This window comes from Streptomyces sp. NPDC021012, assembly GCF_044333355.1.
Classification (GTDB): domain Bacteria; phylum Actinomycetota; class Actinomycetes; order Streptomycetales; family Streptomycetaceae; genus Streptomyces.
Map to the genome: position 1 here is coordinate 353,617 of NZ_JBIRQU010000008.1, position 16,490 is coordinate 370,106.

The window sequence follows — 16,490 nt, forward strand, 5'->3', positions numbered from 1 at the left end:
CCGGGGGGCCGGACCTACGATGAGAAGGTCCTGTCCCCCCGTACGAAAGGGGGGCTCCCATGGCTCCCCACATCTCCGAGAGCGCCCTGGCCGGACTGGTCGAGGACCTGGCCGGTGAGGTGATCACCCCCGGTGATCCCGCCTACGACGAGGCCCGGGCCCTGCACAACGGGATGATCGACCGGCGTCCGTCGGTGATCGCCCAGTGCGCCACCCAGTCCGACGTGTCCAACGCGATCCTGTTCGGCCGCGAGGCCGGCCTGCCGATCGCGGTCCGCGGCGGCGGGCACAGCGTCGCCGGGACCTCCATGATCGACGGCGCGCTGATCGTGGACCTCCGCCGGATGCACGGCGTCGTCGTGGACCCGGAGGACATGACGGTCCGGATCGAGGGCGGGGCGACCATGGCCCATCTGGACCACGCCTGCCAGCCGTTCCACGTGGCGACCACCGGCGGCCGGGCGTCCACCACCGGCGTCGGCGGCTTCGTGCTGGGCGGCGGTTCGGGCTGGCTGGAGCGGAAGTTCGGGCTCGCCAGCGACAACCTGCTCGCCGCGGACCTGATCACGGCCGAGGGCAAGCACGTCCACGCGGACGCCGAGGAGAACACGGAGCTGTTCTGGGCGCTGCACGGCGGCGGCGGCAACTTCGGGGTGGCGACCTCGCTGACGATGCGGGTGCACCCGCTGCCCCGGATGAGCATGGCGATGATGTTCTTCCTGCCGGACGGCGCGCCCGAGGTGGTGCGCACCTTCCGCGATCTGGGTCTCGGCGCGCCCGACGAGATGGGCGGCGGCTGCATCTACGTGCCCGCGCCCCCGGTGCCGTTCATCCCCGAGGACCTGGTCGGCAAGCTGGTCTGCGGGGCGCTGTTCACGTACACCGGGCCGGCCGAGGAGGTCCGCGAGTTCGCGGCGCCGCTGCTGGCGCTGAAGCCCGTGGTGGAGGTCGTCACGGACATCCCGTACGTGGACCTGCAGTCGATGATGGACGACCCGCCGGGGCTGCGGAACTACTGGTCGGCCGAGTACCTGCGGGAGTTCCCCGACGCTGCCGTGGACGTCTTCTGCGACCGCGGCGCGGGGATCCCGGCGGAGACGGCCACCCAGCACGTGCTGTTCCTGATGGGCGGGGCCGTGGCCGCGGGGCCCTCCCAGTACCCGCAGCCGTGGCGCACCGCGCCCTGGGCGGTGCACCCGTTCGCGACCTGGGAGGACCCCGCGTACGACGAGCGGGCGAGGCAGTGGGTGCACGACGTGCGGGCCGACGTGCGGCCCTGGGCGCTCGACGCGACGTATCTGAACTTCGTCGGCGACGAGGGCGAGCAGCGGATCGTCTCCTCCTTCGGGGAGAGGAACTACCGCCGGCTCGCCGCCGTGAAGGGCCAGTACGACCCCGACAACGTGTTCCGGTTCAACCAGAACATCGTCCCGGCCGTGTGAGCCGGCTCATCGCAGTGCGGTGATCACCTCCTGGGCGGCGCGCTCGCCCTCGGTCGCGCCGCCTTCCATGAAGCCCTGGAAGTCGTACGAGCAGTGCTCGCCGCCGATGTGGACGTTGCCCTGGGCGGCGCCCTCGTATCCGGCGTACCGGTGGAGGTAGCCGACGGGCCAGTAGGAGTACGCGCCGAGGGAGTACGGGTTCTTGTGCCAGGCGGAGAGCTGGGCGCGGCCGGTGTACGCCCGGGAGGTGCCGGGGAAGAAGGCGTCGATGCCGGCCAGGTAGCGGGTGACCAGGTTCCGTACGTACGGGTCGGACTCGGTGGAGAACGGCCCGGCCGGGTTCAGGTTCCGGGCGAGGCTGCCGCCGCCGTACTGGAGGAGGATGCCGCCGGTGCCGCCCTGGACCTTGGTGGTGTCCCAGGTCTGCTGGACCTCGGTGTCGGTGAAGCAGTCGCCGGAGGAGACCCCGGGCCAGGCGCCGGTGCCGCGCCAGGGCCGGGTGCCGAACTGCATGTTGAGCTTGGTGCAGTAGCCCATGCGGGCGTCCCGCAGCAGGTTCCGCATGAGCGGGTCGAAGCCGGCCTGGGAGGTGTCGAGTTGCTGGAGGATCGGCAGCGGGACGCACAGGATCGTGTGGTCGGCGGTGACGGTCCGGGTGGTGCCCGCCTCGGTGAAGGTGAGCGTCTGGGTGCCGTCGGCGTTGGCCCGTACGGCGTTGAGCGACCAGCCCATGCGGAGGGTGCCGGGGGCGAGCGCCCCGGCGACGGCGTTGGGGAGCCGGTCGTTGCCGCCGACGATGTGGTAGCGCTCGTTGGACAGGCCCCAGACGTTGAAGTTGCCGGGATTGGTCTGGTAGCCCATGAGCAGGACGAGGGCGAGCGAGGACTGTTCGGTGGTGTCGGCGCCGTACTCGACGTTGTAGGCGACGTCGAGGAAGCGGCCGAGCGGTGAGGAGTGCCCGCCGGGGACGCGGCTCTCGATCCAGTCGTACAGCGACATGTTGTCGAGGGCGGTGCCGGTGGGGGTGGTCTGGTTCCACTTCACCTCGCCCGCGTCGAGCAGGTCGCGGTGGAGGGCCTGGTAGACGGCGTTGAAGTCCGCGTCGGCCTGGGCGCGCGGGTAGTAGGTGCCGTTGAACCAGAGGACTTCCTCGGCTCCGTTGGGTCCGCCGCCGAGGAAGTCCTCGGTCGCGAGGCCGAAGCGGCGGCAGAGTTCGAGGATCTTCTTGTGGCTGGTGTCGATCAGCTCGCCGCCGATCTCGGAGGTCTGGCCGTACGCCCAGTGGTCCCGCTGGCTGTACATGCGGCCGCCGACCCTGGAGGGGTTCGCCTCGTAGAGCACCGGGCTCAGTCCGGCGTCCTGGAGGGTGAGGGCGGCGGTGAGGCCGGAGATCCCGGCGCCGACGACGGCGATCCGGGCGGTGCTCTTCACGGGCGGGGCCGGGGTGGCGGCCGCGGCGGGGACGGCCGAGCCGACGCCGACGGCGATGCCGGCGGCGGTGGCGTACTTGAGCAGGGACCGGCGTCCGAGGGCGTCGGCCCGCAGGCCGCGCAGCTCGTCGACGGGGATGTTCAGCCGTCGGGCGGCGGCGTGCTCGGCGGCGAGGTTCTTCAGGAGGTGCATCGGGTTGGTGCGTGCCATGGGGGCGCTCCTGGAGGGTGAGGGGATGTCAGTTCTGCGGTACGGAGGCGGGGACGGGGGCTTCTTCGTCGGTGCGCTCGGTGGCGTCCTCCAGGACGATCCGGCCGATGATCTCGTAGCGCTCGGGCCGCTTGGCCTTGAGGTAGAAGCCGAGGCCGAGGCCGCCGAAGAAGACGGCGCCGACGATCCAGGGGATCGCCTTGAAGAAGAGGGAGTCGGCGGCGAGCCCCGCCGCGGTCTCCATGTTCATGACCAGCAGGACGACGACGGCGATCATGCCGACGCCGCCGAGGAGCGGGGCCGTGAGGGTCTTGAACCAGTGCCGGTCCTCGGGGTGGTTCCTGCGGAAGTAGCCGATGACCGCGAAGGAGCAGAGGGTCTGGACGATGAGGATCGCCATCGTGCCGAGGATCGCGAGCAGCGTGTAGAGGTGGATGTACGGGTCCTCGCCGGTGAGCCAGAAGGCGGCGACGAGGGCCACGGCGATCACGCTCTGCACGAAGGAGGCGATGTACGGCGAGCCGTGCCTGGCGTGGGTCCGGCCGAGCGCCGGGTGCAGGAAGCCCTCCCGGCCGATGGCGTACAGATAGCGCGCGGCGCACTGGTGGAAGGCCATGCCGCAGGCGAAGGAGCCGGTGAGCAGCAGCCACTGGAAGGCGTCGACGGCCCAGGCGCCGATGAAGGTGTGGGTGGGCGCGAAGAACAGGTCGAGGGGGCTCGTGGACGCGGACAGCTTCACGGAGGCGGCGAGCCCGTTCCCGGCGATCGTCATCCACGAGACGTAGATGTAGAAGAGGCCGACGCCGATGACGGAGATCAGGGTGGCTCGCGGGATGACCCGCTTGGGGTCGCGGGACTCCTCGCCGTACATCGCGGTCGACTCGAAGCCGACCCAGGACCAGAAGGCGAAGAAGAGGCCGAGCCCGGCGGAGGTGCCGGTGAAGGCGTTCTTCGGGTTGATGGGCTCGACCGGGATGCCGTCGGGGCCGCCGCCGGCGATCAGGACGGCCGTGGCGACCGCGAAGAGGACGGCGATCTCCGCGACCAGCATCACCCCCAGCGCCTTGGCGGTCAGGTTGATGTCGAAGTACGACAGGACGGCGGTGACGGCCAGCATGACCGCCGCGTACAGGATCCACGGCAGGTCGACGCCGAGCTGGTCGGCGACCGTCGTCTTGGCGAAGTAGGAGAAGACGCCGACGATCGAGGCCTCGAAGACGATGTACGCGAGGACGGCGAGCATCCCGGAGGCCATGCCGGCGATCCGGCCCAGGCCGTGCGAGATGTAGCCGTAGAAGGCGCCGGCGGCCGTGATCCGCTTGGCCATGGCGACGTAGCCGACCGAGAAGACGGTCAGGACGAGCGTCGCGAAGAGGTATCCGGCGGGCGCGCCGGTGCCGTTGCCGAAGCCGACCGCGATGGGGAGGTTTCCGGTCATCGCCGTGATCGGGGCGGCGGTGGCGACGGCCATGAAGACGACGCCGACGAGTCCGACCGAGTTCGCCTTGAGCCGGTGGACCTCTGGGGTGGGGTTCTCTGCCATGGGCCGAGAGGATCCTCGTGCGTGACGTAGGCCACAATCGACATCCGGTCGCACAATTCCCGCCAGGGGGCGACGAGTTGTCGCCCTGGTGTACGAACTGTCCGGTGCCGTAACCGTCAGGTGATGTCGCCGGAACACGGACGCGGGTAGCGTCCGGCCCCATGGACAATCAGGGCGGGATCACCGTGCAGCGGGCGCTGGAACTCCCCGGACTGCGCGGCGGGCTCCCGGAGGTCGTGGCCGGCGCGGACCGGCTGCACCGCACGGTGCGCTGGGTGCACGCGGGCGAGGTGCCGAACATCGCTTCGCTGCTCAAGGGCGGCGAACTACTCCTCACGACGGGCCTCGGCCTGGGCACCCGCCCCGCCGAACAGCGCGCCTTCGTCCGCCGGCTCGCCGACCGGGGCATCGCCGCCCTCGTCGTCGAGCTGGGCCCGCGCTTCGCCCGCCTCCCGGCGACGATAGTGGAGACCGCGCGGGCGGCGGGCCTGCCGCTCGTCCAGCTCCACCGCGAGGTCCCCTTCGTCGCCGTCACGGAGGAGATCCACACCGAGATCGTCAACGGCCACTACGCCCTCCAGCGGCAGGCCGAGGAGGTCCACCGGCAGTGCACGGAGGCCCTGCTCGGCGGCGGCGGGGTGCCGCAGGTCCTGCGCATCCTCTCCGACTTCGCCGCCAACCCGGTCTTCCTGGAGACCGCCGACGGACAGCTCCTCTACGCGGCGGGCACCGAGTCCGCGCCCGCCGACCCGCTCCAGGTCTGGGACGGGCTGCGCGGCCAGCGGGCGGCCCGCGAGTCCGGCCCGCCCACCGGCACGGTCCTCGTCGACGTCCCCGGCGGCGGCCCCGGCACGGGCTCGGTACGGGCCCGCCTCGTCCTCCTCGCGGTCTCCGGCGCACTCTCCCCCGTCCACCGCATGGCGGCCGAGCGGGCGGCGGGCCTCCTCGCCGTCGTCCTCATGCAGGCCCGCCAGGAGGAGGAGCTGGCCGCGCGCGGCCGGGGCGACTTCCTCACGGACCTGGCGGAGGGCCGCATCTCGGCGGAGGACGCCCCGGCGCAGGCGCGGGTCCTCGGCTTCAAGCCGGGCGACGGCCCCCTGCTCCCGGTGGTGATGCGCCTGGCCTCCGAGCTCTCCCCCTCCGGCAACTGGGCCCTCCTGGCCCGAGCGGTCCTGGAGGAACTGTCCTCGGTGGGCGTCCCGGCGCTCCTGGGCGTCCGCCCGGTGGAGGGCAGGGTCCCCCTGCTCCTGGGCCTGCGCTCCGAATCGGAGCGCACGGCGGTCGCGGACCGGGTGGCGGCGGCACTGCGCGCGGGCGTGGAGCGGGCCGGCCTGGAACGCGCGGGCGTCCACCCGCCGGTCGTCGTGGTCGGCGTCGCGGGCGGCTGGGCGGCGGCCTCGGCGGGCCTGCGGCATGCGGCGGAGACGGCGACCGCGGCGCAGGGCCTCTCGGACCTCCCCTGGTACGACGCCCGCCGCCTCGACATCGACCTGCTGCTCTGGCGCCTGCGCGACCACCCGGACCTCGCGGCCTTCGTCGACCGCGCCATCGGCCCCCTCCGCGACCACGACCGCGCCTCCCGCCCCCCGCTCCTCCCCACCCTGGAGACCTACCTGGCCCACGCGGGCCGCAAGGCGGAGACAGCCCGCGAACTCCACCTCAACCGCCAGACCCTCTACAACCGCCTGGCCCGCATCTCCGAACTCCTCGGCACCGACCTCGACGACCCCCAGACGGTCCTGGCCCTCTCCCTGGCCCTGAGGGCCCGCCGCCACACGCCGTGACCCCCGGGGGTCGGGGCGCGGGCCCCGGCGGGGTCAGCGCCCCGACAGCTCGTCGTACACCGACAGCACGTGCGCGATCGTCTCGTCCTCCGTGGGCCAGGACCCCGCCTGCACCCGCCCCGCCGCCGCCAGGTCCATCCGGCGCTCCTCGTCGTCGAGCAGCGCCCGCACCGCCCCCGCCAGCGCCGCCGCGTCCCCGTAGGGCACCAACTCCGCCGCGTCGCCTACGAGTTCCGGTACGCCGCCGACGGCCGTCGCGACGAGCGGCACGCCGAGCCGGAGCGCCTCCTGCGCGAGCAGGGAGCGGGCCTCCCAGCGCGAGGGGAGTACGGCGACGTCCGCGGCCGCGAGGAGTTCGGCGACGTCGTCCCGGCGCCCCAGGAGCCGCACGGCGAGCCGCTCCTCGGTGATCCGCCGCTGCAGGAAGGCCCGTTCGCGCCCCTCCCCGGCGATGACGAGCAGCGGCTGCGGATCGAGCTCCCGCCACGACCGCGCCGCGTCGAGCAGCGTCCGGTACCCCCGGCCGCGTTCGAGCGCCCCGACGGCCATGACCAGGGGCCGGTCGACGGCGCCGAGTTCGGCCCGGGCCTTGCCGTCGTGGAGGCAGACGGGCCCGCGCGCGGCGGGCACGGTGACGGGGGCGAGGCGGGCGTCCCGGGCCCCGCGCCGCCGGGCCCGGTCGACGAGTTCGGAGGAGGTGCCGAGGACGACGGTCGCGGCCCGCGCGGTCCTCCGCTCCAGGAGCCGCAGCACCCCGCCCCGCGCCCCGTCGACGTGGTTCCGGCTGTGCCAGGTGGTGACCAGCGGCGCCCGGCCCCCACCGCCGGCGAGCGCGAGCGCGGCCCGTACGGAGGCCTGGAGCCCGTGCGCGTGGACCACGTCCGCTCCGATGCAGGCGTTGCGGAGCACGGTGACGGTCGAGGGGTCGCCGAGGCGCGGCAGGGGCACGAAGTGCGCGCCGGCGCCCAGGTAGTCGTATGCGCGGTCGAGTTCGGGCGGGGCGCACACGGTCACCCGCACGCCCCTCGCCACCAGCCCCGAGGCGAGTGATCGGACGTGAGCGCTGCTGCCCGCGCCGCCGCCGCCCAGCACTTGGACCGTACGGAGCTGTGTCACGCGCCCAAGGATGCCAGTCCGCACCCCCGACCGTACGCACGTTCCGGCACCGAAACGGCGTCGTTCCCCTGGGCGGAAGGCGTACGGCGCGGGGACCCGCGCCACGGGTTCACCCACACGGGTGAGCGCCCGAGGTTCCCGGACGCTCAGGCGGAGGCGGCCCGCTCGCCCCACACGGCGGCGGCGACCAGACCGGCCGCGTGCGCGGTCAGCCCGAGCCGCCCGTTGGAGGCGGCGATGGCGCCGCCGACGGCGGCGCCGAGCGCATGCGCGCCCATGTCGCCGAGCATGGTCTCCTCGCCGAGGTCGTCGCCGAGGAGCGCCGCCGCGGCCCCCATCGGCGCGGCGGCGAGCGACCCCCGCAGGAGCCCCGGCGCGCCGAGCCCCAGCGCGAGGAGGCCCGCGCGCCCCGGCCGTACGTCCACGAGGTTCACCAGGTGCGCGGTGCCGGCGATGACGACGCCGGCGAGGACCTTGTCGACGGGCTTCTCCTGGAGGAAGGCCCCGGCGACGAGCGAGGCGGCGCCGATCCCGAACAGCTTCACCGCGCCACTGGTCACCTCACCGCCCCGCAGCGCGCCCAGGTGCGCCCGGAACCCGCGCCGGTGATCGCCGCGCAGGTCGTCGTACCGCCCGCAGACGGCCGCCGCCGCGACGGCGAGGGAGGCGGCCGGCGCGGTCGGCAGGACCGCGGCGGCCGAGCCGAAGGCCACGGCGGGACCGGCCAGCAGGGAGACCGGACGGCCCGCGTGGTTGGTCCGCTCCCAGCTGTACGGATTCCCCGGCGGCCGCCGCCTCAACTGCCCGTACACGAGCCGCGCCGCCCCGAAGGCGACGGCGAAGCCACCGACCCGCCCGAGCCCGCCCGACCCGACGCCGCCCGGCCCGGAACCGACCGCTCCCGCACCGGCCCGCCCGGTACCGACCGGCCCCGAGCCGGCCCGCCCGAGCCCGGCCACCCGCGTACCGCCCCTCATCCGTCCGCCCGAGCCGTCGCGAGCAGTTCCTCCGCATGGGCCCTGGCCGTCTCGGAGTCCTCCTGTCCTGCGAGCATCCGGGACAGCTCCCGGACGCGCTCCTCGCCCTCCAGGACGGTGACGCCCGAACGGGTGACGGAGCCGTCGTTGGTCTTCTCGACGAGCAGCTGCCGGTCGGCGAAGGCCGCGACCTGCGGGAGGTGGGTGACGACCACGACCTGCGCGGACTTGGCGAGCTTGGCGAGCCGGCGGCCGATCTCGACGGCCGCCTTGCCGCCGACGCCCGCGTCGACCTCGTCGAAGAGGTACGTCGGCACCGGGTCGACCCCGGCGAAGACGACCTCCACGGCGAGCATCACGCGGGACAGCTCACCGCCGGACGCGCCCTTGGCGATGGGCCGGGGCGGGGCGCCGGGGTGCGGGGCGAGCAGCAGCTCGACCTCGTCGGCGCCGGACGGCCCGTAGGCGACCCGGCGGCCGTCGACCTCGACGCCCTCCTCGTCCTCGGTCTGCGTGAGGGCGAAGGACACGCGCGCGTGCGGCATGGCCAGCGAGGCGAGTTCGGCGGTGACCGCGGCGGCGAACCGGTCCGCCGCCTCGGTACGGGCGTCGGTGAGCCGCTGGGCGAGCACCGAGAGCTCGTCGCGCAGCCGGTCCCGCTCGGCGGTGAGCTCCTCGATCCGCTCGTCGTCGCCGTCGAGCTCGCCGAGCCGCCCGGCGCTCTCCTCCGCCCAGGCCAGCACGGCCGCGATGTCCTCGCCGTACTTCCTGGTCAGCTGGGTGAGCACCGCCCGCCGTTCCTCGACGGCGGCGAGCCGCAGCGGATCGGCGTCGAGGTCGTCGACGTATCCGGCGAGCTCCTGCGCCACGTCCGCCAGGAGGATGGAGATCTCGCCCATCCGGTCGGCGAGCCCGGCGAGCGCCGGGTCGTGCGACCGTACGGCCTCCAGGGCCCGGCCCGCGCCCGCGACGAGGGTGGTCGCGTCGACCGCCTCGGGGTCCTCGGGGTTCCCCGCGAGCGCGGCGCGCGCGAGCGCGGCGGCGGAGGCGAGGGCCTCGGCGTGGCCGAGCCGCTCGGCCTCGGCGGCGAGTTCGACGTCCTCGCCCACCCTCGGTTCGACGGCCTCGATCTCGCCGAGCCCGAAGCGCAGCAGATCGGCCTCCTGGGCTCGCTCACGCGCCCGGGTGGTGATCTCGTCCAGCTCCGCGGTGACGGCGCGCAGCCGCCGGTACGCCTCGCCGTAGGCGGCGAGCGGCGCGGAGACCGCCTCGCCCGCGTACCGGTCGAGCGCGCCGCGCTGCCGGGCGGGCTTGAGCAGGCCCTGCTGGTCGGTCTGGCCGTGGACGGCGACGAGCTCGTCGGAGAGTTCGGCGAGCAGCCCGACGGGCACGGAGCGCCCGCCCAGGTGGGCGCGCGAGCGTCCCTCGGCGGAGACCGTACGGCTGACGAGGAGCACGCCCTCGTCGAGCTCGGCACCGGCCTCCTCGGCGCGTACGGCGACGGGCGTGCCCGCGGGCACGCTGATCCGTCCCTCGACGACGGCCGAGGCCGCGCCGATCCGCACCAGGGCCGGGTCGGCACGTCCGCCGAGCAGCAGCCCCAGGCTGGTCACGACCATCGTCTTGCCCGCACCGGTCTCACCGGTCACCGCGGTGAAGCCGGGCGACAGCTCGACCACCGCGTCGTCGATGACCCCGAGCGACCGTATCCGCATCTCCTCCAGCACGCCCCAGACCATACGAGGTTTCCCGGGTCCGACGCGACATCGCCCCGGCCGTGACCCCCGGGAGCGCCGCTCGTTGCGAGCGGGCCGGTGTCAGTGCGGGGCGCCCCGCCACCCCGACACCGGCAGGGCGAACTTGGCGACGAGCCGGTCGGTGAAGGAGGCGTGGTGCAGCCGGGCGAGCCGGACGGGCACGGCGCCCCTCCGCACCTCGACGCGCGCGCCCGCCGGGAGCTCCACGGTCCGCCGCCCGTCGCACCACAGCACCCCGTGCGGGGTGTGCGGCTCGACCTCGACCGTGAGCACCGACTGGGGGGTGGTGACGAGCGGCTTGGCGAAGAGGGCGTGGGCCCCGATCGGGACCATGAGGAGCGCCTCGACCTCGGGCCAGACGACCGGGCCGCCCGCCGAGAAGGCGTAGGCGGTGGAGCCGGTGGGTGTCGCGCAGATCACCCCGTCGCAGCCGAAGCCGGTCACCGGGCGCCCGTCGATCGCGAGCACGACCTCCAGCATCCGTTCCGGCGAGACCTTCTGGACGGCGGCCTCGTTGAGCGCCCAGTCGCGGTGCAGGACGTCGCCGTTCTCGTGCACGGTGACGTCGAGGGTCATCCGTTCCTCGACCTCGTACGCCTTGGTGACGACCCGGTCGACGACCTTGTCGAGGTCGTCGCGCTCGGCCTCGGCGAGGAAGCCGACGCGCCCGAGGTTGACGCCGAGCATGGGCACGCCGGAGGCGCGGGAGAACTCGGCGCCGCGCAGCAGGGTGCCGTCGCCGCCGAGGACGACGAGCAGCTCACAGCCGTCGAGGGCGTCGGGGCAGCCCTCCGGGACCCGCTCGACGGACGGCGGCAGCGGCAGGTCCGCGGCCTCGGCCTCCAGGACGCGGACGCCGATGCCGCAGCGCAGCAGCCCCAGGACGACCAGTTCGGCGCTGCGCACGGCGGCCGGGCGGCCGGTGTGCGCGAGCAGGAAGACGGTGCGTGTGGTTCCCGATGGTGCTGCTGCAGTTGAGTTCAACGAGGTCCCTCCGCCACGGCGCGGTCGACGTCCGCCGGATCCAGCGCGGGCGCGCCTGCCCGCAGCCACAGAAAGTACTCGACGTTGCCGGAGGGGCCGGGCAGGGGGCTGGCGGTGACGCCGAGGACGCCGAGGCCGAGCTCGCCGGCCTGCCGGGCCACGTTCTTCACGGCGTCCGCGCGGAGTTCGGCGGAGCGGACGACTCCGCCGGTGCCGAGCCGCTCCTTGCCCACCTCGAACTGCGGCTTGACCATCAGGACGAGGTCGGCGCCGGGCGCCGTGCAGGCCGCGAGGGCGGGCAGGACGAGCCCGAGCGGGATGAAGGACAGGTCGCCGACGACGAGGTCGACGGGGATCCCGTCGATCGCGTCGACCGTCAACTCGCGTACGTTCGTGCGGTCCTTCACGGTGACGCGCTCGTCGCTCTGCAGCGACCAGGCGAGCTGTCCGTAGCCGACGTCGACGGCGACGACGTGGGCGGCGCCCGCGCGCAGCAGGACGTCGGTGAAGCCGCCGGTGGAGGCTCCGGCGTCCAGGGCGCGTCGGCCCTCGACGACCAGCCCCTGCGGCACGAAGGCGGCGAAGGCCCCGGCGAGCTTGTGGCCGCCGCGCGAGACGTAGTCGGGGTCGGAGTCGTCCTGGGCGACGACGATGGCCGCGGCGGTCTCGACCTGGGTGGCGGGCTTGGTGGCGACGGTCTTGCCGACGGTCACCCGGCCCGCGGCGATCAGCTGGCTGGCGTGCTCGCGCGAGCGCGCGAGCTTGCGCCGTACCAGCTCGGCGTCGAGACGGCGGCGTGCCGGTCCTGCCACGTTCGGTTCAGCTCCTGTTGTCGTACGGACGGGGGGCGGGGTGCGTGTCGAGCGAGGTCAGCTCGGCGCGCAGTCCACGGTGTACATCCTCGTACACCTCCAGGTGTCCGTCCGCCGGGAGGTGGTCGAGAGCGGCGAGACGCGCGAGGGCGGCGTCGACGGCGGCATGGCCGGTGGGCTCCGGGGCGACGCCGAGCGGCGCGGGCCCGGCGGGCTCGTACGTCTCGGCCGGGACCTGCTCCTGCGGGGCTTCGGGGGTGGCGTCGCTCATGCCCCGACGCTACCGCGAAGCCCTGGGGTACCGTCGACGGCGATGGCGACGATCACGGAGTGCCGCGGCGCACTGGACAGACTTTCGGACAATCTCGCGCGGGCCGACGAGGGCGTGCGCGGCGCGGCCGCGCTCGACCGCAGCCTGAGCTGCCACATCACGGACCTAGACACGACGTTCACGGGCCGTCTCGCGGACGGCCGGATCCGGGTCGACGGGACAGTGGAGGGCCCGCCGCGCGACAAGGCCCAGATCCGGCTCGCCATGACCGGCGACGACCTGGTGGCCATGGTGGACGGCGGGCTGAACTTCGCGAAGGCCTGGGCCTCCGGCCGGATCAGACTGGAAGCCGGCTTCCGCGACCTGCTCCGCCTGAGGTCACTGCTGTAGCAAGGCCTCCCGCGCCTGCGGCCACTACCGCAGCGCGACCTTCCGCAGCGGGACCCGAGCCCGAGGCCACCTCTGCGGCACGGCTCCCGAAGCCGCGGTCACTACCGCAGCGCGCCCCCCTGCACCTGCAGTCGCTTCCGCAGCGGGGCCTCCCGCCCCTGCGGCCACTACCGCAGCGGGGCCCCGAGCCCAAGGGCACTCTGCGACACGACTCCCGCGCCTGCGGTCACTACCGCAGGGCGGGCTCCTGGGCCGGCACGGTCGTCCGGGCCCGCGCCTTCCGTCCCGCCGGCACGACGAGCGGTGTCCCGGTCTCCGGGTCGTCGATGACCTGGCAGCGGAGCCCGAAGACCCGTTCGACCAGCTCGGCGGTCACCACCTCCGACGGCGGCCCCTCGGCGACGACCTCGCCGTCGCGGACGGCGATGAGGTGGGTCGCGTAGCGGGCCGCGTGGTTGAGGTCGTGGAGGACGGCGACGAGCGTCCGCCCCTGCGTCTCGTGCAGTTCCGCGCACAGGTCGAGGACGTCGATCTGGTGCTGGATGTCGAGGTACGTGGTGGGCTCGTCGAGCAGCAGCAGCGGGGTCTGCTGGGCGAGCGCCATGGCGATCCAGACGCGCTGGCGCTGACCGCCCGAGAGCTCGTCCACGTACCGCTCGGCGAGCTCGGCGACGCCGGTCGACTCCATCGACTCCCGGACGATCCGCTCGTCCTCCGAGGACCACTGGCGCAGCAGCCCCTGGTGCGGGTAGCGGCCGCGCGCGACGAGGTCGGCGACGGTGATGCCGTCGGGGGCCACGGAGGTCTGGGGCAGCAGCCCGAGGGTCCTGGCGACCTTCTTGGCGGGCATCGTGTGGATCGACTGCCCGTCGAGCAGGACGCGGCCCTCGCTGGGCTTCAGCATCCGGGAGAGCGCGCGGAGCAGGGTGGACTTGCCGCAGGCGTTGGGCCCGACGATGACGGTGAACGAACGGTCGGGGATCGCGACGGACAGGTCGCGGGCGATGACCCGCTGCTCGTACGCCAGGGTGACCGATTCCGCGCTCAGGCGCTGCTGCCGACCGTCCATACCCGCACTCCTGGTGTCTCGTCCGTGGTCAGGTCAGGCGGCGACGACCACGATCACGCGAAGTTAGGTTAGCCTACCCAACCCCTCCGTGGGGTCACACCCCGAGCAGCGCCAGCGCCTTCCCCGCGTCCGGCACGCCCCCGCCCGGCGCGTCCGCCGCGGACCACGAGGCCCCGCACAGCGCCCGCACCCCGTCCAGCGCGTCGGCCCCCTCGCCCGGCGTCCCGTCGAGGACGAGCTCACCGCCGCTCACGGAGGCCCGCCACCCCCCGCACACGAAGCCCCCGGCCCCGTCCTCCACGACCTCCGGCTGCCCCGTGAGCAGCCCTCGCAGATCGGCCGCCACATACGTGGGCCGGTGCTCGGGCACGGCCGCGAGCAGCTGCGCCACGTCCGTCACCCCGGTCAGCACGAGCAGCGAGTCGACCCCGCCGTTGAACGCGCCCTCGATGTCCGTGTCGAGCCGGTCCCCGACCACCAGCGGCCGCTCCGCCCCCGTCCGCAGCACCGTCTCCCGGTGCATCGGCGGCAGCGGCTTCCCCGCGACCTTCGGCTCCACCCGGTGCCCGGTGGCGATCCGTACGACCTCCACCGCCGCCCCGTTGCCCGGCCCGATCCCCCGCGTCCCGGGAATCGTCAGGTCCGTGTTGGAGGCGTACCAGGGCACCCCGCGCCCCACCGCGTAGGCCGCCTCCGCGAACCGCGCCCACGGCATCCCCGGCCCGCCGTAGCCCTGCACGACCGCCACCGGGTCCTCGTCCGCCGACTCCACCGGCACGAGCCCCCGCTCGCGCAGCGCCACCCGCAGCCCCTCGCCGCCGATGACGAGGACCCGGGACCCGGCCGGCACGTCCTCCGCGACCATCCGGGCCGCCGCCTGCGCCGAGGTCACCACGTCCCCCGCCTCCGCCGGCACCCCCAGCTCGGTCAGGTGCTCCGCCACCTCGCCCGGCGTCCGCAGCGCGTTGTTCGTGACGTACGCCAGGTGCATCCCGCCGGCCCGGGCCGCCCCCAGCGCCTCCACCGCGTACGGGATCGCCGCCCCGCCCGCGAAGTACACGACACCGTCCAGGTCCAGGAGCGCCGTGTCGTAGGCCTCGCTGAGCGCGACCGCGCTGCCTCCGGGGCTCTTCCTGCCGCCGTCACGCCCGCCCTGACCGTTCCGCACCGCCACCGCACACTCCTCAGCTCGCCGGGCGGGATTCCCCGCTCCCCCGATCATCGCTCATGCCCGCCTCCCACATACGATGACGAGATGAACACCTCAGGTCACGCGGCCGCCGACGTCCGCGACGACACGACAGGCCTGCGCCTGGTCCCCTTCCGGGGACTGCGGTACGTCCCCGAGCGGGTCGGCAGCCTCGCCGCCGTGACGTCCCCGCCCTACGACGTCGTCGTACGACCTGACGGACTGCTCCATCTGGAGTCCGCCGACCCGCACAACATCGTCCGGCTGATCCTGCCGCAGGCGATCACCGCCGGCACCCGCCACCGCAAGGCCGCCGTCACCCTCGACCGCTGGCTCGCGGACGGCGTCCTCGCCCCGGACCCGAAGCCCGCGCTCTACGTGTACGAGCAGAACGGCGACGGCGTCCTCCAGCGCGGCGTCATCGGCGCCCTGGAGCTCTCCACCCCGGCCGAGGGCATCGTCCTCCCCCACGAGGACGTCATGCCGCACGTCGTCGAGGACCGCGCCGCCCTGATGCGGACCACGGCCGCCAACCTGGAGCCCCTGCTCCTCACGTACGTCGGCGACGAGGAGGGCAGTGCCGACGCGGTCATCGAACGCACCGTCCGCCGCGCGCCCCTGCTCTCCACCACCACGGAGGACGGCTTCCAGCACCGCCTCTGGTCGGTCACGGACCCCGCCGAACTCGCCACGATCGCCGGCGAACTGGCCCGCCATCAGGCCCTCATCGCCGACGGCCACCACCGCTGGGCGACGTACCTGCGCCTCCGCGAGGAGCACACCGCGCCCGGCCCCTGGAACTACGGCCTGGTCCTCCTCATCGACACCGCCCGCTACCCCCTGCGGGTCCGCGCCATCCACCGGCTCCTCAACCGCCTGCCGGTCGCCGACGCCCTCACGGCCCTCGACGACCACTTCCGGGTCCGCCGCATCGACCGGCCGCTCCCGGTGGCCCTGGAGGCCCTGGAGGCCGCCACGGCCGAGGGCAACGCCTTCCTCCTCGCCGGCGACGGCGCCTTCCACCTCCTGGACCGCCCGGACCCCGCCCTCCTCGACCGCACGATCCGCACGGACCGCCCCCAGGCCTGGCGGACCCTGGACGCGACGGTCCTGCACTCCACCCTCCTGGAACACGTCTGGCACATCCCGGACGCCCCCGAGGACATCGCGTACATCCACGACACGGAGGCGGCGGTCGCCCAGGCGGAACGCCGCGGCGGTACGGCGGTCCTCATGCACCCGGTACGGGAGGAGGTCGTCCGCGACCTCGCCCGCCAGGGCGTCACGATGCCCCGCAAGTCCACCTCGTTCGGCCCGAAGCCGGCGACGGGCCTGGTCCTGAGAAGCCTGGCGCTGGACTGAGCGCACGGAAACGGAGAAGGGGGGGCCCCCCCGGGGGGGGGCCCCCCGAAGCCACAACCCGCCCGGCGCACCCCCGGGCGCCCACGCGGGCGGGGGCGGGCGGGGCGTGCGACTCTGCCTCGGCGGGGTACTGGGGCACGATCGAGTGGGGGT

14 protein-coding genes are annotated in these 16,490 nt (G+C 74.2%); 4 read left to right on the plus strand and 10 right to left on the minus strand.

Annotation, left to right across the window (positions count from 1 at the left end; genetic code table 11):
• The first annotated feature begins 59 nt into the window (after positions 1–59).
• On the plus strand, positions 60–1,442 hold the full coding sequence (locus tag ACH4TP_RS27045) for an FAD-binding oxidoreductase (RefSeq protein ID WP_398186036.1): 1,383 nt from the start codon (positions 60–62) through the stop codon (positions 1,440–1,442).
• 6 nt (positions 1,443–1,448) lie between these two features.
• Here ACH4TP_RS27045 and ACH4TP_RS27050 read toward each other — a convergent pair whose 3' ends face one another.
• Together ACH4TP_RS27050 and ACH4TP_RS27055 are read right to left on the minus strand one after the other, a co-directional pair.
• Positions 1,449–3,083, minus strand: coding sequence for a flavin monoamine oxidase family protein (locus tag ACH4TP_RS27050; RefSeq protein WP_398439363.1), 1,635 nt, complete (start codon positions 3,081–3,083; stop codon positions 1,449–1,451).
• Positions 3,084–3,111: 28 nt separating this feature from the next.
• Complete coding sequence (locus tag ACH4TP_RS27055; RefSeq protein ID WP_398439364.1) at positions 3,112–4,626, minus strand: APC family permease; 1,515 nt, start codon at positions 4,624–4,626, stop codon at positions 3,112–3,114.
• A gap of 161 nt (positions 4,627–4,787) precedes the next feature.
• Between ACH4TP_RS27055 and ACH4TP_RS27060 the strand changes: the two genes are divergently transcribed.
• Entirely contained in the window at positions 4,788–6,410 is a 1,623-nt protein-coding gene (locus tag ACH4TP_RS27060; RefSeq protein WP_389228832.1) for a PucR family transcriptional regulator, read from the plus strand.
• A gap of 33 nt (positions 6,411–6,443) precedes the next feature.
• Here the strand turns inward: ACH4TP_RS27060 and ACH4TP_RS27065 are convergent, their stop codons facing one another.
• The 6 genes from ACH4TP_RS27065 to ACH4TP_RS27090 form a co-directional block, all read right to left on the minus strand.
• Positions 6,444–7,526 carry a glycosyltransferase family 4 protein gene (locus ACH4TP_RS27065; RefSeq protein ID WP_398439365.1) on the minus strand — a complete coding sequence of 361 codons (1,083 nt, stop codon included), beginning with the start codon at positions 7,524–7,526 and terminating at the stop codon, positions 6,444–6,446.
• A gap of 146 nt (positions 7,527–7,672) precedes the next feature.
• Positions 7,673–8,503, minus strand: a complete 831-nt coding sequence (locus ACH4TP_RS27070) for a hypothetical protein (protein ID WP_398439366.1) — start codon at positions 8,501–8,503, stop codon at positions 7,673–7,675.
• Positions 8,500–10,242, minus strand: coding sequence for a DNA repair protein RecN (gene recN / locus ACH4TP_RS27075; RefSeq protein WP_398439367.1), 1,743 nt, complete (start codon positions 10,240–10,242; stop codon positions 8,500–8,502). The genes ACH4TP_RS27070 and recN overlap by 4 nt, the downstream gene beginning before the upstream one ends.
• Before the next feature lie 78 nt (positions 10,243–10,320).
• Complete coding sequence (locus tag ACH4TP_RS27080) at positions 10,321–11,244, minus strand: NAD kinase (RefSeq protein WP_398186018.1); 924 nt, start codon at positions 11,242–11,244, stop codon at positions 10,321–10,323.
• Positions 11,241–12,056 carry a TlyA family RNA methyltransferase gene (locus ACH4TP_RS27085; RefSeq protein WP_389228847.1) on the minus strand — a complete coding sequence of 272 codons (816 nt, stop codon included), beginning with the start codon at positions 12,054–12,056 and terminating at the stop codon, positions 11,241–11,243. The genes ACH4TP_RS27080 and ACH4TP_RS27085 overlap by 4 nt, the downstream gene beginning before the upstream one ends.
• Before the next feature lie 7 nt (positions 12,057–12,063).
• Positions 12,064–12,327, minus strand: coding sequence for a hypothetical protein (locus ACH4TP_RS27090; protein ID WP_398439368.1), 264 nt, complete (start codon positions 12,325–12,327; stop codon positions 12,064–12,066).
• 42 nt (positions 12,328–12,369) lie between these two features.
• Between ACH4TP_RS27090 and ACH4TP_RS27095 the strand changes: the two genes are divergently transcribed.
• Positions 12,370–12,717 (plus strand): SCP2 sterol-binding domain-containing protein, encoded by a 348-nt coding sequence (locus ACH4TP_RS27095; RefSeq protein ID WP_389228853.1) that lies wholly within the window; start codon positions 12,370–12,372, stop codon positions 12,715–12,717.
• Positions 12,718–12,946: 229 nt separating this feature from the next.
• Here the strand turns inward: ACH4TP_RS27095 and ACH4TP_RS27100 are convergent, their stop codons facing one another.
• Positions 12,947–13,786: an ABC transporter ATP-binding protein gene (locus ACH4TP_RS27100; RefSeq protein ID WP_389228856.1), complete on the minus strand. Its 840-nt coding sequence runs from the start codon at positions 13,784–13,786 to the stop codon at positions 12,947–12,949.
• A 94-nt stretch (positions 13,787–13,880) separates the two neighbouring features.
• On the minus strand, positions 13,881–14,960 hold the full coding sequence (locus ACH4TP_RS27105) for an HAD hydrolase-like protein (protein ID WP_398186009.1): 1,080 nt from the start codon (positions 14,958–14,960) through the stop codon (positions 13,881–13,883).
• 81 nt (positions 14,961–15,041) lie between these two features.
• Between ACH4TP_RS27105 and ACH4TP_RS27110 the strand changes: the two genes are divergently transcribed.
• A complete protein-coding gene (locus tag ACH4TP_RS27110; protein ID WP_389228862.1) occupies positions 15,042–16,337 on the plus strand; it encodes a DUF1015 domain-containing protein in 1,296 nt (431 codons plus the stop codon).
• Positions 16,338–16,490: the final 153 nt, after the last annotated feature.

Coding starts and splice junctions, on each gene's coding strand:
- ACH4TP_RS27100 (WP_389228856.1), bottom strand. CDS start 13,786: ATGGACGGTCGGCAGCAGCGCCTGAGCGCGGAATCGGTCACCCTGGCG.
- ACH4TP_RS27060 (WP_389228832.1), top strand. CDS start 4,788: ATGGACAATCAGGGCGGGATCACCGTGCAGCGGGCGCTGGAACTCCCC.
- ACH4TP_RS27050 (WP_398439363.1), bottom strand. CDS start 3,083: ATGGCACGCACCAACCCGATGCACCTCCTGAAGAACCTCGCCGCCGAG.
- ACH4TP_RS27070 (WP_398439366.1), bottom strand. CDS start 8,503: ATGAGGGGCGGTACGCGGGTGGCCGGGCTCGGGCGGGCCGGCTCGGGG.
- recN (WP_398439367.1), bottom strand. CDS start 10,242: ATGGTCTGGGGCGTGCTGGAGGAGATGCGGATACGGTCGCTCGGGGTC.
- ACH4TP_RS27045 (WP_398186036.1), top strand. CDS start 60: ATGGCTCCCCACATCTCCGAGAGCGCCCTGGCCGGACTGGTCGAGGAC.
- ACH4TP_RS27095 (WP_389228853.1), top strand. CDS start 12,370: ATGGCGACGATCACGGAGTGCCGCGGCGCACTGGACAGACTTTCGGAC.
- ACH4TP_RS27110 (WP_389228862.1), top strand. CDS start 15,042: ATGAACACCTCAGGTCACGCGGCCGCCGACGTCCGCGACGACACGACA.
- ACH4TP_RS27090 (WP_398439368.1), bottom strand. CDS start 12,327: ATGAGCGACGCCACCCCCGAAGCCCCGCAGGAGCAGGTCCCGGCCGAG.
- ACH4TP_RS27055 (WP_398439364.1), bottom strand. CDS start 4,626: ATGGCAGAGAACCCCACCCCAGAGGTCCACCGGCTCAAGGCGAACTCG.